The organism is Pseudomonas sp. LB3P25 (assembly GCF_054897985.1).
Genome location: NZ_CM142711.1, coordinates 5,307,364 through 5,328,359, shown reverse-complemented (window position 1 = coordinate 5,328,359; position 20,996 = coordinate 5,307,364). Strand labels below are relative to the sequence as shown.

The following is a 20,996-nucleotide window of genomic DNA, read 5'->3' as shown; positions in this document are numbered from 1 at the left end:
CAGGCTCGCTCCCACATTAGTCCGAGTTCTTCCAGATAGAATGCGGTTCAATGTGGGAGCGAGCCTGCACCACCACAAGACTCAAATCTGTCGCGCTACAACGGCAAATGCCGACTCAGCAGCGCCCGCAACGCCGCCGGTTTCACCGGTTTAGCCAGATAATCCAGCCCCGCCGCATGCACCAGGGCCACCATCTCCGGTCGCCCATCGGCGCTGATCACTACCCCAGGCACGGGCTCACCCAGTCGGGTTCGCAGCCATGCCATCAGCTCGGTCCCGGTCTCGCCATGGTCGAGGTGGTAATCCACCAGCGCCAATTGCGGTCGCATCCCATCGCTGAGCAGCGCCGCGCATTCATCGCGGTTGCGCGCGGTCCAGACCTGACAACCCCAGCGTGTGAGCAAGCTGTTCATGCCGATCAGGATGCTGTCTTCGTTATCGATGCACAGCACCTGCGCGCCGCTCAGCAATTTGCCATTGAGTTCGACGACCTTGGTCGGCATCGCGGATTGCGCCCGAGCCAACGGCACACTGACACTGAACACGCTGCCGCGCCCCGGCCAGGAGCGTACGCGCAAGGTATGACCCAGCACGCGACACAACCCGTCGGCGATCGCCAGGCCCAGCCCCAGGCCTTTCTCAGCACGGGTCTGGTGGCTATCGAGGCGTTTGAATTCTTCGAAAATGACCCGCTGTTTATCCACCGGAATGCCCGGGCCACGGTCCCAGACTTCCAGGCACAGCTCGCCCTTGCGCCGGCGAACCCCTAGCAGCACCGGGCCTTTGGCGTAGCGGAAGGCATTGGTCAGGAAGTTCTGCAGGATTCGTCGCAGCAGTTTGATGTCGCTGTCGACGCGCAACGTACTGCCCCTGACACGGAATTTCAGCCCCTGGTCGCGGGCCAGCGCCTTGAACTCGGCACCGAGGACATCGAACATCTCATTGAGCACGAACGGCTTGGGATCAGGGTTGATCTTGCCGTTTTCCAGACGGGAAATGTCCAGCAGGTCGCTGATCAGATCCTCGGCCGAGCGCAGTGAAGTGTCCAAGTGATGGACCAGTTTCTGCGCCTCACCGGAGAGGCCGTCGTCTTGATGGGAAAGGGCGGCCGAGAACAGTCGCGCAGCGTTCAACGGTTGCATCAAGTCGTGGCTGACCGCCGCCAGGAAACGGGTTTTCGACTGGTTGGCCGACTCTGCGGTGCCCTTGGCTTCGGTCAGGGCGACGTTGAGTTGCGACAGTTCGTGGGTCCGCTCGGTGACCCGACGCTCCAGGCCCTCGTTGGCTTCGGTCAGCGCCTGCTCAGCCTCGCGGAACGCGGTGATGTCGGTGAAACTCATGACGAAACCGCCGCCCGGCATCGGGTTGCCGATCAGCTCGATCACACGGCCATTGGGGAAAAGTCTTTCAGAGGTGTGGGCGCGGCCCTGACGCATCCAGTGCAAGCGGCGGGCGACGTGCACTTCGGCTTCGCCGGGGCCGCACAGGCCGCGTTCGGCGTTGTAGCGAATGATGTCGGCAATCGGGCGGCCAAGCCTGATCAGTCCATCCGGGTAGTTGAACAGCTCCAGATAGCGCCGGTTCCAGGCCACCAGTTTCAGCGACTGGTCGACCACGCTGATGCCCTGGGTGATGTTCTCGATCGCGCCTTGCAGTAGCGCGCGGTTGAATTGCAGCACTTCCGAGGCTTCGTCGGCGATTCGGACGACGTCCTCGAGTTGCATTTCCCTACCTTCGATGGCGGCTTTTACCACCGCCCGGGTCGAAGAAGCACCCAGCACACCGGCCAGCAAACGTTCGGTATGGGCGATCCATTCACCGTCGGCGTTCTGGTTCGGGTTGAAACCTTTACCTTGGCGGTAGGCGAAGCGGATAAAACTTTGACGGGCGCGTTCTTCGCCGACGAAGCGTGCGGCCAACTGCAACAAATCGTCGATCTGCACCGACAGCATCGAGCGGGCGCTGGGGCGGGCGCTGATTTCCTGACCGATGAAGCGACCCGCCTGCCAATGTTCCGAAACCCTCGTACGTGACAGCACCGACACCCAGGCGAACAGTGTGAAGTTGCCCGTAAGAGACAGCACCACGCCTTGGGTCAGCGGGGTAATCGGCAGGTGCAGCGAGTTGCTGTGCAACCAGGCCAGACCGGGGAAACTGCTCAAGGACAAGCCGAGGCTGTTGGCGGCAATCGGCAGGATCAAGGTGTAAAACCACAGGAACGTCCCGGCAGCCAGACCGGCGAACACACCGCGACGATTGGCCTGTTTCCAGTACAGCGCGCCGAGCATGGCCGGGGCCAGTTGGGTCACGGCGGCGAAGGCGATCTGGCCGATGGTCGCCAGGCTCGCCGTCGAGCCGAGCAGGCGATAACTGACATAGGCCAACAGCAGAATCACCACAATGCTCACTCGGCGTACCGAGAGCATCCACTGGCGGAATACTTCGAACGGCCGCTCGGCGTTGTTGCGTCGCAGCAACCATGGCAACAGCATGTCGTTGGAGACCATGGTCGACAACGCCACGCTGGCGACAATCACCATGCCGGTCGCCGCCGAGGCGCCACCGATAAACGCCAGCATCGCCAAGGCAGGATGGGATTGGGCCAGCGGCAGGCTGATGACAAACGAGTCCGGGATTACCGAACTCGGCAGCAGCATCTGACCGGCGAGGGCGATAGGAACGACGAACAGCGCCGCCAGCGCCAGATAGGCCGGAAACACCCATTTGGCCAGGCGCAGATCCTGAGGGTCGATGTTTTCCACCACGGTCACGTGAAACTGCCGGGGCAGGCAGATGATTGCCATCATTGCCACGCCGGTCTGCACCACCATCGACGGCCAGTTGATGGTTTCCTTCCAGTACTCTTCCAGGCGCGGGGCAAGCATGGCCTGGTCAAACAGGTCGTCGAAACCGTCGTACAGGCCGTAGGTCACGAACGCGCCGACCGCGAGAAACGCGAACAACTTGACCAGCGATTCGAACGCAATCGCCAGCACCATGCCGCGGTGGTGTTCCGTGGCGTCGAGGTTGCGGGTACCGAAGACGATGGTGAACAGCGCCAGTACCAGCGACACGATCAGCGCCGTGTCCTGGGCGCGCGTGCCCATGGCGTCGGCACCGGCGCCGATCAGCAAGTTCACCCCAAGCACGATGCCCTTGAGCTGCAACGCGATGTAGGGCAACACGCCGACCAGGCAGATCAGCGCCACCACCACCGCCAGCGACTGGGATTTGCCATAGCGCGCAGCGATGAAGTCGGCAATGGAGGTGATGTTCTCCTGCTTGCTGATCATCACCATTTTTTGCAGGACCCACGGCGCGCACACCAGCAGCAGGATCGGCCCGAGGTAGATCGGCAGGAAAGACCAGAGCTGTTCGGCGGCCTGGCCCACGGCGCCAAAGAAGGTCCAGCTGGTGCAATAGACGGCCAGCGACAGGCTGTACACCCAGGCGCGCACTCGCGGCGGCAACGGCGTGCTGCGACGGTCGCCGTAGAAGGCGATGGCGAACATGATGGCCATATAGGCCAGGGCAACGGCGGCGATCAGCCCGCTGGACAGCGACATGGGAACTCCAGACAAAAGACACCCGGGATTCGCGCCCGGACAGACAGTCTCGCACGATGGCAGGGGTTAGTCAGTGTCGACCAAGGTCGCGGCGCGGCGGGGTGTCGCAGGCTTTGTATCAGTTGGATTTACAGTGTTCTCTCGGGCCTCTTCGCGAGCAGGCTCGCTCCCACATTAGATCTCCAGTGGACACATTATTTGTGAACACCTGAGATCAATTGTGGGAGCGAGCCTGCTCGCGAAGGGGTCGTCACTGATTCAAAGCAATCTCGATCAACCGATGCAATTCCTCAACCTCCAGCGGCGCCGCTGAAAACAGGATCCGAAACACCGTCGGCGCCGCCACCATGTTAATCAGCCGATCAACGTTCGGCTTCGGCTGATCGGGGTAACGATCCAGAATCGTCTGTAACTGCCCGCCAATGATCGTCGCGCAAAGGGCTGGCGTGGTGCTGCATTGCACGTCGCGCAAGATATTGCGGCCGGGTTCGGAACTCATCTCGTCCAGATACTGCTCGGCCCAGGCGCGCACGTCACCGCGCAGGCTGCCGGTATTGGCCGGCTCGCCCTCGGGGCGCATGCGGGCGAGGGCGACGTCCGCCAACAACACCGACAAATCGCCCCAGCGCCGGTAGATGGTCGACGGCGTGACGCCAGCGCGCGCGGCGATTTGCGGGACGGTCACGGACGCACGGTCCTGCTCTTCAAGGAGATCGCGGACTGCCGAATGAACCGACTCTTGCACCCGTGCACTGCGACCGCCCGGGCGTAATCCTTCTTTTATTGCCATGCATCGGACCTTAACACAAAGAGTTTGCTTTAAGCGCTGGCCAGTCGCACACTCCGCAAAAGCAAAAAGTTAGCTTTTGTGGAGTGTGCCCATGTCTAGTTCAGCGTCTAAACGTTCAAGCCTGTGGTTTCTGGCGATCACCTTACTCAGTTTTCTTGCCGCTTCCACCGCGCCGACGCCGCTGTATCACTTGTACCAGGAGCACCTGCAATTCTCGGCAGCGACCCTGACCCTGATTTTCGGCGTGTACGCCATCAGCTTGCTGGCGGCATTGCTCACGGTCGGTTCGCTCTCGGATCACCTGGGGCGCAAACCGGTGATTTTTACCGCTGTGATGTTGAACATGTTGGCGATGGTGCTGTTTATCAATGCCGACAGTGTCGCCTGGTTGATCAGCGCACGAGTGCTTCAAGGTTTTGCTACGGGGATGGCCACTTCCGTATTGAGTGCGGCGCTGCTGGACACTGATCGCCAGCAAGGGTCGCTGGTCAACAGTGTTGCGCCGTTGCTGGGCATGGCGTCGGGTGCCATGGGCTGCGGCTTGTTGGCCGAGTTTGCACCACTGCCGTTGCAGTTGACCTATTGGGTGTTGCTCGCACTGTTTGTGATGCAGGCACTGTACGTCTGGCGCTTGCCGGAAAGCGTCAGTCAGCAACCGGGAGCCTGGGCCTCACTGCGCCCGACCCTGCATGTGCCGATCCAGGCGCGACGCGCGTTATGGTTGGTGCTGCCGATCAATATCGCGGTGTGGGCGCTCGGAGGTTTTTATGCCTCTTTGGCGCCGTCTCTGGTTCGCACGGCCACCGGATCGACCTCAAATCTGATTGGCGGTGCGACGGTGGCTGTGTTGACGGTGACCGGCGCGTTGATGATCTACACCTTGCGCAATCGGCCGGCCGACCAGGTGTTGCGATTGGGCGGCAGTCTGCTGCCCGCCGGCGTCGCGCTGATTCTGATGGCGGTACACAGCGCCAGTCTGCCGCTGTTTTTTGTCGGGACGCTGGTGGCCGGTTGCGGTTTCGGCGCCGGTTTCCTCGGTGCATTGCGCAGCGTCGTGCCGTTGGCCTTGCCCCATGAGCGGGCGGGGTTAATGTCGGCTTACTATGTACTCAGTTATCTGGCGTTCTGCTTGCCGTCGTTGCTGGCCGGGAACTTGACCCGCACCTTTGGGCTGGTGGCAACAACCGATGGTTACGGCGCGGTGCTAATTATTCTCTCGGTCGGCGCTCTGTTCGCATTGATGCGTCAGGGGGCCGTGAAAGTCTGTGGCGTCGATGTGCGATGACCGCTAGCCTTGGCGCCGCCATTCATTTCGACGGACCGACGCATGAAAATCATCCGCAGCAAATCCTTCACCGCTGACCGTGCCTGGGGCGCTTTGGATATCGCCAACATGAACGGCATCACCACGCGTTTGCACTGGACCGATCAGCCCTATAAATGGCACATCAATGATGGGCAAGAAGTGTTCGTGGTGTTGGATGGCGTCGTGCAGATGCGTTATCGCGAAGCAGGTCAGGAGAAAGAAGTGGTGTTGGGTGTAGGAGACATCTTTTATGCCGACGTCGGCACCGAACACGTTGCCCATCCGCAAGGTGCGGCGAGAATCCTGGTGATCGAGACTGAAGGCAGCGTTTGATGCTATATCTGCAAAACAGATAACAGTTAGAGATATTACCCGTTATATCGATATTCGATTCAGATCTACCATGAGCTCCACCTCAACAGAGGACAGGAGCTCACCATGACATGCCCTAACACCGCCCCGGCCGGTTTCAAACCCTTCAGTCATTTGCAGCATCCGCGTGAAGTCATCCGCCAGTTCACGCCGAACTGGTTCGCCGCCACCATGGGCACCGGTGTGCTGGCGTTGGCACTGGCGCAGCTGCCTGGCGCAAATGCTGGTTTGCACGCGATTGCCGAAGCCCTTTGGTTGTTCAATATCGTGTTGTTCGTTTTGTTCACGGCGGTATACGCGGCGCGTTGGGCGCTGTTTTTTGATGAGGCGCGGCGGATTTTCGGCCACTCCACGGTTTCGATGTTTTTTGGCACCATCCCCATGGGCCTGGCGACCATCATTAATGGTTTTCTGTTGTTCGGTCTGCCGCGTTGGGGCGAGGGCGTGATTCCTGTCGCCGAGGTGCTGTGGTGGCTGGATGTGGCGATGTCTGTGGCGTGCGGCGTGCTGATTCCCTACCTGATGTTCACCCGTCAGGAACACAGCATCGACCAGATGACTGCCGTCTGGCTGTTACCGGTGGTGGCGGCGGAAGTGGCGGCCGCCAGCGGTGGTCTGTTGGCGCCGCACCTGGCCGATGCCCACTCGCAACTGGTGGTACTGGTGACCAGCTACGTGCTCTGGGCCTTTTCCCTACCGGTGGCGTTCAGCATTCTGACCATTCTATTGCTGCGCATGGCACTGCATAAACTGCCCCACGAAAACATGGCCGCCTCCAGCTGGCTGGCACTTGGCCCGATCGGCACCGGGGCGCTGGGCATGTTGCTGCTGGGCGCCGACGCGCCGGCGATCTTTGCTGCCAACGGTCTGCCGGGCATCGGTGAAATCGCCGCAGGGCTGGGGTTGGTGGCCGGGATCACCCTGTGGGGTTTTGGTCTGTGGTGGATGCTGATTGCGGTGCTCATCACTCTGCGTTATCTGCGTGTCGGTATTCCTTTCAATCTCGGCTGGTGGGGCTTCACCTTCCCGTTGGGCGTCTATTCTCTGGCAACGTTGAAACTGGCCAGCACCCTGAACCTGACGTTTTTCAGTGCCTTCGGTTGCGTGCTGGTGGTGTTGCTGGCGGTGATGTGGCTGATCGTCGCCAAACGGACAGTGCAGGGCGCCTGGCGGGGTGAGTTGTTTGTCTCGCCGTGCATTGCAGGATTAAAGAAATAACCTGCAAGTTTTAGGTAATGTGTGGCCTGGATCGTCGTTGGATATTCCAATAACTGCCTCCACGCCACTCTCTACCCAACATCAGGGACACATGGAAGATGAGTCACCCCTCACAGTTCACCTTGCTTCGCACCCGGCGCTTCCTGCCGTTTTTCGTCACGCAGTCGCTCGGGGCGTTCAACGACAACATCTTCAAGCAGTCGCTGATTCTCGCCATTCTCTACAAGTTGACTATCGAGGGTGACCGCTCGATCTGGGTCAACCTGTGTGCGCTGCTATTCATTCTGCCGTTCTTTCTGTTCTCGGCGCTGGCTGGGCAGTTTGGGGAGAAGTTCGCCAAAGATGCGTTGATCCGTCTGATCAAGCTCGGTGAAATCGCCATCATGGCGGTCGGCGCAGTCGGTTTCATGTTCGATCACCTGTCGCTGATGCTGGTGGCGCTGTTCGCCATGGGCACTCACTCGGCGCTGTTCGGGCCGGTGAAATACTCGATCCTGCCCCAGGCCTTGCGTGACGAAGAGCTGGTGGGTGGCAACGGCCTCGTGGAAATGGGCACCTTCCTGGCGATCCTCGCCGGAACCATCGGTGCCGGGATCATGATGTCGTCCAGTCATTACGCTCCGATCGTCTCCACGGCGATCATCGGTGTTGCGGTGCTCGGCTATCTGGCCAGTCGCAGCATTCCACGGGCTGCGGCCGCCTCCCCGGAAATGCGCCTGAACTGGAACATTTTCAGCCAGTCCTGGGCCACGTTGAAACTCGGCTTGGGGCAGACCCCTGCGGTGTCGCGTTCGATTGTCGGCAACTCGTGGTTCTGGTTTGTCGGGGCTATTTATCTGACGCAGATCCCGGCCTATGCCAAGGAGTGGATGCACGGCGACGAAACCGTGGTGACGCTGATTCTTACGGTGTTCTCGGTGGGTATCGCACTCGGTTCGATGCTCTGCGAGAAACTGTCCGGCCGCAAAGTCGAGATCGGTCTGGTGCCGTTCGGCTCGTTCGGTCTGACGGTATTTGGTTTGCTGCTGTGGTGGCATTCCGGTGGAATTCCGGGCAGCGTAACAGGCCATGGCTGGATCGAAATCCTGGGTTTCGGCCACGCTTGGTTGGTGTTGATCGACATTCTGGGGCTTGGGGTGTTCGGCGGTTTCTACATCGTGCCGCTGTACGCGCTGATTCAGTCGCGTACCCCCGAGAATGAGCGGGCGCGGGTAATCGCTGCCAACAATATTCTCAACGCGCTGTTTATGGTGGTCTCGGCGATTGTCTCGATCGTCTTGCTGAGCCTGGTCAAGCTGTCGATCCCGCAGTTGTTCCTGGTGGTGTCGCTGCTGAACATCGGCGTCAACGCCTACATCTTCAGCATCGTCCCCGAGTTCAGCATGCGCTTCATGATCTGGCTGCTCAGCCATTCCATGTACCGCGTGGAGCATCGCAATCTGCAGCTGATTCCCGACGAAGGCGCGGCGTTGCTGGTGTGCAATCACGTGTCCTTCGTCGATGCCTTGCTGATTGGCGGCGCGGTGCGTAGGCCGATTCGCTTTGTGATGTATTACAAGATCTACAACTTGCCAGTCCTGAACTTCATTTTCCGCACGGCCGGGACCATTCCGATCGCGGGGCGTCAGGAAGACATTCAGATCTACGAAAAAGCGTTCACGCGCATTGCTCAGTATCTGAAGGACGGCGAGTTGGTGTGCATCTTCCCTGAGGGAAAATTGACTGCCGATGGCGAGATCAACGAGTTCAAGGGCGGGGTGACGCGGATCCTCGAGGAGACGCCGGTGCCGGTGATTCCGCTGGCATTGCAGGGCTTGTGGGGGAGTTTCTTCAGCCGCGATCCGCAAAAGGGCGTGTTTCGCCGGTTGTTGTCACGGGTGACGCTGGTGGCAGGGCCCTCGGTCGCGGTTGAAGCGGCAGAACCGGCCAGACTGCAAGGTTTGGTGGGGGAGCTACGCGGCGCTACCCGCTAATACCTGTCGATGCGGGCCGCTGCGCCAGCGAGCCCGCTCTGGCGGATGTTAGCCCGCCATTGCCAATCGGTTACGTCCCTCGCGTTTGGCTACATACAGCGCACTGTCGGCCCGCCGCAACAGGCTGTCGGCAGACTCGCCGGGCAATAGCGTCGAGCAGCCAAGGCTGACCGTCAGCTCGATCGAATGGCCGTCGGCCGAATAATCCTCTGCCTGCACCGCAAATCGTAGCCGTTCGCCGACCAAGGCTGCCGCCTCACGACTCGTGTTGGACAGCAGGATCAGGAACTCTTCGCCACCAAACCGGAAGACCATGTCCACGTTGCGCAACTGGCTTTTGATCGAGGCTGCTACGGCCTTGAGCACGTCATCGCCGGCGCTGTGTCCATGGGTGTCGTTGATGTGTTTGAAGTGATCGATGTCCAGCATCAGCAGCGACAGGGGTTGCAGGTGCCGACGCGACATCTCGATTTCCCGTTGCAGGGTCTGATCCATGGCGATGCGGTTGCCGGTGTCCGTGAGCGGATCACGCAAGGCACTTTGGGTGGCGGCGCGATAGAGCAGGGTATTGCGCATCGGATACAGCAATGCGGACAGCAACGACTCTAGATTGCCTTGTTCCTGTTCGCTGAACCGCTGATTGCGGCGGAACACCAGTTCACCCAGATGCTCGCCTTCATGGCTGAGGCTGTAGCTGATCGAATGATGACCGCGCAGGCCGAACTCCAGGCGCAAGTTGCTGGACGTGTGCTCGTAAGTCAAGGCGTCGAGCGGTACAAGTCGCTGAATCTCACGGAAGAAGAGCCCGAGAATGCGTTGCGGCTCAAGACTGGTTTGCAGCTGCAGGCTCAGTTGCTGGCGCAGTTGCGCAAGGCTGACGGGCCTCTCCAGAGGGGAAGGCTGCTGACCAAAGCCCAGGCGTTGCAATTTGGCGCTATCGAAGTCAATTGCGTTGGTCTGGGATGGTGATTTCATTATGGCGTGCGCCCCTAAGCAGTAAGGCTGTCTTACAGGCTGGGTGAGAGCGGCTTTGGGCTGCGCGTCATACTGGTCCATCAGTCCCGTAGGACGTTTGGCGCAAGTTTAGTCCGCTTTGCCGACGATTAGAAACCATCGGCTCAGGCGTCCGCCCTGTCTGCTTTCACACTGCGTGTCTGAGCAAATTTAGAGCGAAAGTCGTGCCATTCGGTTCAGTCGAATAAAAAGCGTTCTAAATCAAAGTATTGAGCTGTGTTTGAAATCTGTCGCCGATTTCTATGACAGTTGTTTGACGTGTAATGGGTGTGGTTACGAGGCACTTTGAGTGCCGCGACGGGAAGTCGTCGCGGCACAAAAGCGACGCGCGGGCGTTACTGAGCGTTGAACGCCTGGCCGTTGATGCCAGTGCTGTCCGGGCCCATCAGGTAGAGGTAGACCGGCATGATCTCCTCGGGCGTCGGGTTGTTCAGCGGGTTTTCACCCGGGTACGCCTGGGCACGCATGCTGGTGCGGGTGGCGCCCGGGTTGATGCTGTTGGAGCGCACCGGTGCCACGGTGTCGACTTCGTCGGCCAGGGTTTGCATCAAGCCTTCGGTGGCGAACTTGGACACGCCATAAGCGCCCCAATACGCACGACCCTTGCGGCCGACGCTGCTGGACGTGAATACCACCGAGGCGTCCTGAGACAGCTTGAGCAGCGGCAGCAGGGTGCTGGTGAGCATGAACATGGCGTTGACGTTGACGTGCATGACGCGCATGAAGTTTTCGCCGGACAGCTGCTCGATCGGTGTACGCGGGCCAATGATCGACGCGTTGTGCAGCAAACCGTCGAGATGGCCGAATTCGGTTTCGATCATCGCTGCCAGTTCATCGTATTGATGGGGTAGGGCGGTTTCCAGATTGAACGGGATCACGGCCGGTTGTGGATGGCCGGCGGCTTCGATTTCGTCGTAGATCTGAGTCAGGTTGGCTTCGGTCTTGCCCAGCAACAGCACGGTGGCGCCGTGCGCAGCGAAGGCTTTTGCGGCGGCAGCACCGATGCCACGGCCAGCACCGGTGACCAGGATGACCCGGTCCTTGAGCAATTCAGGGCGGGCGGAATAATCAAACATAAGAAACCTCACAACAATTCTGTAGGCAGGCGTCGCACTTGTGGCGAGGGAGCTTGCCGTGGCGAGGGGATTTATCCCCGTTCGGCTGCGCAGCAGTCGTAAATCATTGCATGCAGCGTATCTGACCCACCGCAATGACCGGTTTGGGGCCGCTTCGCGACCCAGCGGGGATAAATCCCCTCGCCACAATGTTCGCGGCAAACCATCAGGTCAGCAGCTACACAGGGCGCTATCGATTACTTTGCGCAACTCCAGCGGATGATCGACCACCACATCCGCGCCCCAATGTCGCGGGTTATCGTCCGGGTGAATGTAGCCATAGGTCACGGCGGCCGTCTTGGTGCCGGCATCGCGACCGGATTCGATATCGCGCAGGTCATCACCCACAAACAGCACGCTGGCCGGGTCCAGGTCGAGCATCTTGCACGCCAGGATCAGCGGTTCTGGGTCCGGTTTGCTGTTCTTCACATGGTCCGGACAGATCAACAGCGCCGAGCGCTCGGCCAGGCCAAGCTGTTGCATGATCGGCTCGGCGAACCGCAGCGGCTTGTTGGTGACCACGCCCCAGATCAGGTTGGCCTTCTCGATGTCGGCCAGCAATTCGCCCATGCCGTCAAAGAGTTTGCTGTGAACCGCGCAACCGGCGAGGTAACGCTCCAGAAACTCCAGGCGTAATTCCTCGAAACCCGGTGATTCCGGGTCCATGGAGAAGGTCACGGCGACCATCGCCTTGGCGCCGCCGGAGATCTCGTCGCGAATGTGTTTGTCGTTCATCGGCGGCAAGCCGCGATCGGCGCGCATCGCCTGACAGATCGCAATGAAGTCCGGCGCGGTGTCGAGCAGGGTGCCGTCCATGTCGAAAAGAACTGCTCTGATACGCATCGGCTTACTCCTCGCGCAGGGTCTGGATCATGTAGTTGACGTCCACGTCGGAGGCCAGTTTGTAGTGCTTGGTCAGCGGGTTGTAGGTCAGGCCGATGATGTCTTTGACGGTCAGGCCGGCCATGCGGCTCCAGGCGCCGAGTTCTGACGGGCGGATGAATTTCTTGAAATCGTGGGTGCCGCGCGGCAGCAGCTTCATGATGTATTCCGCGCCGACGATGGCGAACAAGTACGCCTTCGGGTTGCGGTTGATGGTGGAGAAGAACACCTGGCCACCGGGTTTCACCATGCGGAAGCAGGCGCGGATCACCGAGGATGGGTCCGGCACGTGCTCGAGCATTTCCAGGCACGTGATCACGTCGAACTGCTCGGGCATTTCTTCTGCCAGCGCTTCGGCGGTGATCTGCCGGTATTCGACGCTCACGCCGGATTCCAGTTGATGCAGTTGCGCGACCGCCAGCGGCGCTTCGCCCATGTCGATGCCCATGACGGTAGCACCGCGTTGGGCCATGGCTTCGCTGAGAATGCCGCCGCCGCAACCGACGTCGAGGACTTTCTTGCCCGCCAGGTTGACCCGTTCGTCAATCCAGTTGACCCGCAGCGGGTTGATGTCGTGCAGCGGTTTGAACTCGCTTTCGCGGTCCCACCAGCGATGGGCCAGGGCTTCGAATTTGGCGATTTCGGCGTAGTCGACGTTGCTCATGGTTAAGTCCTCTAAAACTTGAAAAATCCTGTTGCCCCGGTGATTGGTCCGGGGTGCTTACAATTCGGTATGGCCGCTGATGCGCTGGCCCCAGGCCTTGGCGGTGGCGCAGAGCTGTTCTTCATCCAGGCGGGTCAGGCGACGGTCGTCGAGCAGTTGCTTGCCGGCGACCCAAAGGTGTTTCACGCAATCACGCCCGGTGGCATATATAAGCTGCGAAACCGGGTCGTAGATCGGTTGCTGCGCCAGGCCGGAGAGGTCGAATGCGACGATGTCTGCCGCTTTGCCGACTTCCAGCGATCCCACTTCGGATTCAATTCCCAGCGCGCGGGCGCCGTTGAGTGTGGCCATGCGCAGGGCGCGATGGGCGTCCAGCGCAGTGGCCGAGCCGGCGACGGCTTTGGCCAGTAAAGCGGCGGTGCGGGTTTCGCCGAGCAAGTCCAGGTCATTGTTGCTGGCCGCGCCATCGGTGCCGACCGCCACATTGACGCCAGCCTGCCACAAGCGCTCCACCGGGCAGAACCCGCTGGCCAGCTTCAGGTTCGACTCCGGGCAATGAATCACATTGGTGTTACTTTCTACCAGCAACACTAGGTCTTCATCGCTGATCTGAGTCATGTGGACGGCCTGAAAGCGCGGTCCCAATAAACCCAGGCGCCCGAGCCGGGCCAACGGGCGCTCGCCGTGCTGCTCGACGGACTGCTGCACTTCATAAGCAGTTTCATGCACGTGCATATGGATCGAGGCGTCCAGTTCCTCGGCGATCACCCGGATTTTCTCCAGAGTCTCGTCGCCCACGGTGTAGGGTGCGTGGGGACCGAAGGTGACTTTGATGCGCTCGTGGTGCTTGAGATCGCCAAACAATTCGACGCCCTGACGAATGGCTTCATCCGCCGTGCTGGCGCCCGGGATCGGGAAATCGAGGATCGGAATCGCGATTTGCGCGCGAATACCGCTGTTATGGACGCGCTCGCTGGCAACCTTCGGGAAGAAATACATGTCAGAGAAACAAGTGATGCCACCTTTGATCTGCTCGGCGATCGCCAGGTCAGTGCCGTCACGGACGAAAGCTTCATCGACCCACTTGGCTTCGGCCGGCCAAATGTGGTTTTCCAGCCAGGTCATCAGGGGCAGATCATCGGCCAGGCCACGGAACAGCGTCATCGCCGCATGACCGTGGGCATTGATCAAGCCAGGGCAGAGCAACATGTCCGGCAACTCACGAACTTCGGTTGCGTTAAGCTTCAGTGCTGCGGCGCGCGGGCCGATAAAGACAATGCGCCCGTCACGGATGCCCAGTGCATGCTCTTTGAGGACAACGCCAGCGGGTTCGACGGGTACCAGCCAGGTCGGCAGCAATAACAGGTCGAGCGCAGCGGCAGTGTTCGGCATCGAGAGTCGGTTCCAGAGCTTTTGTAAAGGATGGCGAAGTATACCCGAGCGTCTTAGCAGGGGGATCGCTATAATCGACGGCTTTTGTTCATGAGTACGGGGTGAGGGATGCGCGATCGACTGTTGGCTGCGGAAAAGGTGAAGGCCATCGATTGGCGTGATGGCGCCCTTTACCTGCTGGATCAGCGTATTTTGCCGTTCGAGGAAACCTGGATCGCCTACACCAGCGCTGCTGGTGTGGCCGAGGCCATTCGTTCGATGGTGGTGCGCGGCGCGCCGGCGATTGGCATCAGTGCCGCCTATGGTGTTGTGCTGGCGGCCCGCGCGCGGTTTGCCGAGGGCGGTGACTGGCAGGCGGCGCTGGAAGATGATTTCGCGCTGCTCGCCGATTCCCGTCCGACCGCGGTTAACCTGTTCTGGGCCCTGGGCCGCATGCGCGACCGGCTTGAGCGTCTGAAGCATCACGCCGATCCGCTGGCGGTGCTGGAGGCGGAGGCTATCGCCATTCACGAGAGTGATCGCGAAGCCAACCTGACCATGGCGCAACTGGGTGTGGACCTGATCCGCAAGCACCAGGGCAACGCCCAGGCGATTCTGACGCACTGCAACACCGGCGCACTGGCCACCGGCGGCTTTGGCACGGCGCTTGGCGTCATCCGTGGCGCTTTCATTGAAGGCATGGTCGAGCGTGTCTATGCCGACGAAACCCGTCCATGGCTGCAAGGTTCGCGGTTGACCGCGTGGGAACTGGCCAACGAAGGCATTCCCGTGACGCTCAACGCGGACTCCGCCGCTGCCCACATCATGAAGACCAAGGGCATCACCTGGGTGATCGTCGGCGCTGACCGGATCACCGCCAATGGCGACGTGGCCAACAAGATCGGTACCTATCAGCTGGCGGTGAACGCCATGCACCACGGCGTGCGCTTCATGGTGGTGGCGCCGAGTTCGACCATCGACATGAACCTGGCCAGCGGTGATGAAATCCCGATTGAAGAGCGCGATGGTCGCGAGTTGCTGGAAGTCGGCGGCAAGCGGGTCGGGGCGGATGTCGATGCGTTCAACCCGGTATTCGACGTGACCCCGGCTGACCTGATCGATGCGATCGTTACCGAAAAGGGCATCGTCGAGCGTCCGGACACCGCGAAAATGGCGCAGTTGATGTGCCGCAAGCGTCTGCATTAATGATCGCTGTCGTCAGTTAGAAAGCCTTCGCGAGCAGGCTCGCTCCCACAGGGGATTTGTGGACGACGCAGATCCAATGTGGGAGCGAGCCTGCTCGCGAAGGGGTCATAACAGTCACCGAACTCCCCCCATTCACCCCGAAATTCTTCATTCAAAAGGGCTCTAAGCCTCTCTCGTCCCCGTTAAGCCTGTCACCGGTCAACTAACTATGCTCCATGCGCATCAGGGGGATAGGTGCGTGGCGGCTCTTGTGATAACATCCGGCGGTTTCCAAGGTAGCCCGATGTGGCTGCCTTTACTGCGCAGATCCATGGCATAACTCGTTGATTTGTCGTAAGTCGGTGCATGGCACTCAGCCTGCAGCGGCGAGCTTCGTTCGTCCCATATGGATGTGACGAAGTTTCACCAGAAAAAGGAATCAGGCTTCTCATGGGCGAACTGGCCAAAGAAATCCTCCCGGTCAATATCGAAGACGAGCTGAAGCAGTCCTACCTCGACTACGCGATGAGCGTAATTGTCGGGCGGGCACTGCCGGATGCGCGCGATGGCTTGAAGCCCGTGCACCGGCGTGTGCTGTTCGCGATGAGCGAGCTGGGCAACGACTTCAACAAGCCGTACAAGAAATCTGCCCGTGTTGTCGGCGACGTGATCGGTAAGTATCACCCTCACGGTGATACCGCGGTGTACGACACCATCGTTCGGATGGCGCAGCCATTCTCGCTGCGTTACCTGCTGGTAGACGGTCAGGGCAACTTCGGTTCCGTGGACGGCGACAACGCCGCAGCCATGCGATACACCGAAGTGCGCATGACCAAGCTGGCGCACGAGCTGCTGGCTGACCTGCACAAAGAAACCGTGGACTGGGTGCCGAACTACGACGGCACCGAAATGATCCCGGCGGTCATGCCGACCCGTATTCCCAACCTGTTAGTCAACGGCTCCAGCGGTATCGCCGTGGGCATGGCGACCAACATCCCGCCGCACAACCTCGGTGAAGTCATCGACGGTTGCCTGGCACTCATCGACAACCCTGAGTTGACCATCGATGAGCTGATGCAATACATCCCTGGTCCGGACTTCCCGACCGCCGCGATCATCAATGGTCGCGCCGGCATCATCGAAGCCTACCGCACCGGTCGCGGCCGCATTTACATGCGCGCCCGCTCGATGATCGAAGACATCGACAAGGTCGGTGGCCGTCAGCAGATCGTCATCACCGAACTCCCTTACCAGCTGAACAAGGCCCGTCTGATCGAGAAGATCGCCGAGCTGGTAAAAGAGAAGAAGCTCGAAGGCATCACCGAACTGCGCGACGAGTCCGACAAGGACGGTATGCGCGTCGTGATCGAACTGCGTCGCGGCGAAGTGCCTGAGGTGATTCTCAACAACCTCTACGCCCAGACCCAGCTGCAAGCGGTGTTCGGTATCAACATCGTCGCGCTGATCGACGGCCGTCCGCGGATCCTGAACCTCAAGGACCTGCTGGAAGCCTTCGTTCGTCACCGTCGCGAAGTCGTTACCCGCCGTACCGTGTTCGAACTGCGTAAAGCCCGCGAACGTGGCCACATTCTGGAAGGTCAAGCAGTTGCCCTGTCGAACATCGACCCGGTCATCGCCCTGATCAAGGCTTCGCCGACCCCGTCGGAAGCCAAGGAAGCGCTGATCAAGACTGCGTGGGAATCGTCCGCCGTGGTCGCGATGGTTGAACGTGCCGGCGCCGATTCGTGCCGTCCAGAGACCCTGGACCCGCAATACGGTCTGCGCGAAGGCAAGTACTTCCTGTCGCCGGAACAGGCGCAAGCCATTCTGGAACTGCGTCTGCACCGTCTGACCGGTCTGGAACACGAAAAGCTGCTGGCCGAGTATCAAGAGATCCTCAACCAGATCGGCGAGCTGATCCGCATCCTCAGCAGCGCCACGCGCCTGATGGAAGTGATCCGCGAAGAGCTGGAAGTGATCCGCGCCGAATACGGCGATGTGCGTCGCACCGAGATTCTCGATGCCCGTCTCGACCTGACCCTGGGTGACATGATCCCGGAAGAAGAGCGCGTCGTGACCATTTCCCACGGTGGCTACGCCAAGACCCAGCCATTGGCTGCGTACCAGGCTCAGCGTCGTGGCGGTAAAGGCAAATCGGCTACCGGCGTCAAGGATGAGGACTACATCGCTCACCTACTGGTCGCCAACAGCCACACCACGCTGCTGCTGTTCTCCAGCAAGGGCAAAGTGTACTGGCTGAAAACCTACGAAATCCCGGAAGCCTCCCGCGCGGCCCGTGGTCGTCCGTTGGTTAACCTGCTGCCGCTGGACAGTGATGAATACATCACCACCATGTTGCCGGTCGACGAGTACACCGAAGGTCACTTCATCTTCATGGCCACTGCCAAAGGCACCGTGAAGAAGACCCCGCTGGAATCCTTCAGTCGTCAACGCAGCGTCGGCCTGATCGCACTGGAGCTGGACGAAGGCGACGTACTGATCTCTGCCGCCATTACCGATGGCGAGCGCGAAGTCATGCTGTTCTCCGACGGCGGCAAGGTCACTCGCTTCAAGGAAACCGACGTTCGCGCCATGGGCCGTACCGCTCGCGGTGTCCGCGGCATGCGTCTGCCGGAAGGCCAGAAGCTGATTTCCATGCTGATCCCGGAAGAAGGCAGCCAGATCCTGACCGCTTCGGCCCGTGGTTTCGGCAAGCGCACGGCGATCACCGAGTTCCCTGAGTACAAACGTGGCGGTCAGGGCGTTATCGCCATGGTCAGCAACGACCGTAACGGTCGACTGGTCGGTGCAGTCCAGGTGCTCGACGGCGAGGAAATCATGCTGATTTCCGACCAAGGCACACTGGTTCGTACCCGCGTCGACGAAGTCTCCAGTCTGGGTCGTAACACCCAGGGCGTGACCCTCATCAAACTGGCCAGCGATGAAACGCTGGTAGGTCTGGAGCGGGTTCAGGAGCCGTCGGAAGTCGAAGGTGAAGAGTTGGAAGGTGAAGAGGGGGCGGTGTTCGACGGCGAAGTCGTAATCGACGACGTTGTTGAAGATCAGCAACTCGACGCCGCCGCTGACGAAGAACCACAGGAGTAAGCGGACAGACAGGGGGCGGATGAAGATTCGCCCCCTTGTTGTTTGTCCATAATGAAATATCGACACCTTTTGGAGATCCCTTGTGGGAGCGAGCCTGCTCGCGATGCAGGCGCCGCGATACGTCCGAAGCACCGCGGTGATGCAATCGCGAGCAGGCTCGCTCCCACAAATATTTGCTTCAGCAGGGACCAGTGTCGATTGATGTTGTGATTTATTGCGTGATACCACCAAATCAGAGCGAGATTGGATGTGAGCAAGAGAGCCTATAACTTCTGTGCCGGTCCTGCGGCACTTCCCGAAGCTGTCCTGCAGCGCGCCCAGGGTGAACTCCTTGATTGGCACGGCAAGGGCCTGTCGGTCATGGAAATGAGCCATCGCAGTGATGAGTTCGTGTCCATCGCCACCAAGGCCGAGCAGGATCTGCGTGATCTGCTGGATATCCCCTCGAACTATAAAGTGCTGTTTCTGCAAGGTGGCGCCAGCCAGCAATTTGCTCAGATTCCTCTGAACCTGTTGCCGGAAAGCGGCACCGCCGACTATATCGACACCGGTATCTGGTCGCAGAAAGCCATCGAAGAAGCTTCGCGCTACGGTCGCGTCAACGTCGCCGCCACCGCCAAGCCTTACGACTATTTCGCTATTCCCGGTCAGAACGAATGGAACCTGTCTGCCGACGCGGCCTACGTTCACTACGCGCCGAACGAAACCATCGGCGGTCTGGAATTCAACTGGGTCCCGGAAACCGGTGATGTTCCGCTGGTGGCCGACATGTCTTCCGACATTCTCTCGCGTCCGATCGATGTTTCGCGCTTCGGCATGATCTACGCCGGTGCCCAGAAAAACATCGGCCCGAGCGGCGTGGTCGTGAACATCGTTCGCGAAGACCTGCTGGGTCACGCCCGTTCCCTGTGCCCGACCATGCTCAACTACAAGGTCGCGGCCGACAACGGCTCGATGTACAACACCCCGCCAACCCTGGCCTGGTACCTCTCGGGTCTGGTATTCGAGTGGCTGAAAGAGCAGGGTGGTGTTGAAGCCATCGGCAAGCTCAACGAAGTGAAACAGCGCACGCTGTACGACTTCATCGACGCCAGCGGCTTGTACAGCAACCCGATCAACAAGTCGGATCGCTCGTGGATGAACGTGCCGTTCCGTCTGGCTGACGACCGTCTCGACAAGCCATTCCTGGTCGGTGCCGAAGAGCGTGGCCTGTTGAACCTCAAGGGTCACCGTTCTGTGGGTGGCATGCGTGCCTCCATCTATAACGCCGTCGACATCGTTGCGGTCAACGCACTGGTTTCGTACATGGCAGAGTTCGAGAAGGAACACGGCTAATGTCTGAGCAAGAACTCAAGGCACTGCGCCTGCGCATTGATGCCCTGGACGAGAAAGTCCTGGAGCTGATCAGTGAGCGCGCACGCTGCGCCCAAGAAGTTGCGCGAGTAAAGATGGCCTCGCTGGCCGAAGGCGAAGTGCCGGTGTTCTATCGTCCTGAGCGCGAAGCTCAGGTGCTCAAACGCGTGATGGAGCGTAACCAGGGGCCGCTGGGCAACGAAGAGATGGCGCGGCTGTTCCGCGAAATCATGTCCTCGTGCCTGGCCCTCGAGCAGCCGTTGAAAGTGGCGTACCTCGGCCCTGAAGGCACCTTCACCCAAGCCGCAGCCATGAAGCACTTCGGCCACGCGGTGATCAGCAAGCCGATGGCAGCGATCGACGAAGTGTTCCGTGAAGTGGCGGCCGGTGCGGTGAACTTTGGCGTGGTCCCGGTGGAAAACTCCACCGAAGGCGCGGTCAACCACACCCTCGACAGCTTCCTCGAACACGACATGGTGATCTGTGGCGAAGTCGAGTTGCGAATTCACCACCACTTGTTGGTCGGTGAAAACACCAAGACCGACAGCATCAGCCGCATCTATTCCCACGCCCAGTCCCTGGCCCAGTGCCGCAAGTGGCTGGACGCCCATTATCCGAATGTCGAGCGCGTGGCAGTGTCCAGCAACGCCGAAGCGGCCAAGCGGGTCAAGGGTGAGTGGAACTCGGCGGCGATTGCCGGCGACATGGCCGCAGGCTTGTACGGGCTGACCCGTCTGGCCGAGAAAATCGAGGATCGCCCGGACAACTCCACGCGATTCCTGATGATCGGCAGCCAGGAGGTGCCGCCGACCGGCGACGACAAGACCTCGATCATCGTCTCCATGAGCAACAAACCCGGCGCACTTCACGAATTGCTGGTGCCGTTCCACGACAACGGCATCGACCTGACGCGCATCGAAACGCGTCCGTCGCGCAGCGGTAAATGGACCTACGTGTTCTTCATCGACTTCGTCGGCCACCACCGCGACCCGCTGGTCAAAGGTGTGTTGGAAAAGATCAGTCAGGAAGCAGTGGCACTCAAAGTGCTGGGTTCCTACCCGAAAGCAGTTCTCTAAGGGCGG

At 60.1% G+C, this 20,996-nt stretch carries 15 protein-coding genes; 8 read left to right on the top strand and 7 right to left on the bottom strand.

The window, feature by feature from the left end; all coding sequences use genetic code 11:
- Nucleotides 1–95: 95 nt before the first annotated feature.
- The gene (locus ACYZTW_RS24485; RefSeq protein ID WP_462002151.1) at nucleotides 96–3,566 is read right to left on the bottom strand and encodes a hybrid sensor histidine kinase/response regulator; all 3,471 of its coding nucleotides are present in this window, start codon (nucleotides 3,564–3,566) and stop codon (nucleotides 96–98) included.
- Between the two features lie 250 nt (nucleotides 3,567–3,816).
- Nucleotides 3,817–4,356: a TetR/AcrR family transcriptional regulator gene (locus ACYZTW_RS24480; RefSeq protein WP_462002150.1), complete on the bottom strand. Its 540-nt coding sequence runs from the start codon at nucleotides 4,354–4,356 to the stop codon at nucleotides 3,817–3,819.
- 91 nt (nucleotides 4,357–4,447) lie between these two features.
- Here ACYZTW_RS24480 and ACYZTW_RS24475 point away from each other — a divergent pair, with 91 nt between their 5' ends.
- From ACYZTW_RS24475 to ACYZTW_RS24460, 4 genes are all read left to right on the top strand, one after another.
- On the top strand, nucleotides 4,448–5,641 hold the full coding sequence (locus tag ACYZTW_RS24475) for an MFS transporter (RefSeq protein WP_462002149.1): 1,194 nt from the start codon (nucleotides 4,448–4,450) through the stop codon (nucleotides 5,639–5,641).
- Nucleotides 5,642–5,683: 42 nt separating this feature from the next.
- Nucleotides 5,684–5,995, top strand: coding sequence for a cupin domain-containing protein (locus tag ACYZTW_RS24470; RefSeq protein ID WP_462002148.1), 312 nt, complete (start codon nucleotides 5,684–5,686; stop codon nucleotides 5,993–5,995).
- Nucleotides 5,996–6,100: 105 nt separating this feature from the next.
- A complete protein-coding gene (locus tag ACYZTW_RS24465) occupies nucleotides 6,101–7,252 on the top strand; it encodes a TDT family transporter (protein ID WP_462002147.1) in 1,152 nt (383 codons plus the stop codon).
- Between the two features lie 98 nt (nucleotides 7,253–7,350).
- Nucleotides 7,351–9,225, top strand: coding sequence for an MFS transporter (locus tag ACYZTW_RS24460; protein ID WP_462002146.1), 1,875 nt, complete (start codon nucleotides 7,351–7,353; stop codon nucleotides 9,223–9,225).
- A 48-nt stretch (nucleotides 9,226–9,273) separates the two neighbouring features.
- Here ACYZTW_RS24460 and ACYZTW_RS24455 read toward each other — a convergent pair whose 3' ends face one another.
- From ACYZTW_RS24455 to ACYZTW_RS24435, 5 genes are all read right to left on the bottom strand, one after another.
- Nucleotides 9,274–10,200 carry a GGDEF domain-containing protein gene (locus tag ACYZTW_RS24455; protein WP_462002145.1) on the bottom strand — a complete coding sequence of 309 codons (927 nt, stop codon included), beginning with the start codon at nucleotides 10,198–10,200 and terminating at the stop codon, nucleotides 9,274–9,276.
- A 374-nt stretch (nucleotides 10,201–10,574) separates the two neighbouring features.
- Nucleotides 10,575–11,315: a YciK family oxidoreductase gene (locus ACYZTW_RS24450; RefSeq protein ID WP_462002144.1), complete on the bottom strand. Its 741-nt coding sequence runs from the start codon at nucleotides 11,313–11,315 to the stop codon at nucleotides 10,575–10,577.
- 210 nt (nucleotides 11,316–11,525) lie between these two features.
- A complete protein-coding gene (gene mupP / locus ACYZTW_RS24445; RefSeq protein ID WP_462002143.1) occupies nucleotides 11,526–12,197 on the bottom strand; it encodes an N-acetylmuramic acid 6-phosphate phosphatase MupP in 672 nt (223 codons plus the stop codon).
- Nucleotides 12,198–12,201: 4 nt separating this feature from the next.
- Complete coding sequence (gene ubiG / locus ACYZTW_RS24440) at nucleotides 12,202–12,900, bottom strand: bifunctional 2-polyprenyl-6-hydroxyphenol methylase/3-demethylubiquinol 3-O-methyltransferase UbiG (protein ID WP_462002142.1); 699 nt, start codon at nucleotides 12,898–12,900, stop codon at nucleotides 12,202–12,204.
- A gap of 57 nt (nucleotides 12,901–12,957) precedes the next feature.
- Entirely contained in the window at nucleotides 12,958–14,292 is a 1,335-nt protein-coding gene (locus ACYZTW_RS24435; RefSeq protein ID WP_462002141.1) for a TRZ/ATZ family hydrolase, read from the bottom strand.
- A 108-nt stretch (nucleotides 14,293–14,400) separates the two neighbouring features.
- Here ACYZTW_RS24435 and mtnA point away from each other — a divergent pair, with 108 nt between their 5' ends.
- From mtnA to pheA, 4 genes are all read left to right on the top strand, one after another.
- A complete protein-coding gene (gene mtnA / locus ACYZTW_RS24430; RefSeq protein ID WP_462002140.1) occupies nucleotides 14,401–15,477 on the top strand; it encodes an S-methyl-5-thioribose-1-phosphate isomerase in 1,077 nt (358 codons plus the stop codon).
- Between the two features lie 429 nt (nucleotides 15,478–15,906).
- On the top strand, nucleotides 15,907–18,561 hold the full coding sequence (gene gyrA / locus ACYZTW_RS24425) for a DNA gyrase subunit A (protein WP_403107353.1): 2,655 nt from the start codon (nucleotides 15,907–15,909) through the stop codon (nucleotides 18,559–18,561).
- Between the two features lie 249 nt (nucleotides 18,562–18,810).
- Nucleotides 18,811–19,896, top strand: a complete 1,086-nt coding sequence (serC, locus tag ACYZTW_RS24420) for a 3-phosphoserine/phosphohydroxythreonine transaminase (RefSeq protein ID WP_462002139.1) — start codon at nucleotides 18,811–18,813, stop codon at nucleotides 19,894–19,896.
- Nucleotides 19,896–20,990 (top strand): prephenate dehydratase, encoded by a 1,095-nt coding sequence (gene pheA, locus ACYZTW_RS24415; RefSeq protein ID WP_007899727.1) that lies wholly within the window; start codon nucleotides 19,896–19,898, stop codon nucleotides 20,988–20,990. Before serC ends, pheA begins: the two co-directional genes overlap by 1 nt.
- The last annotated feature ends 6 nt before the right edge of the window (nucleotides 20,991–20,996 follow it).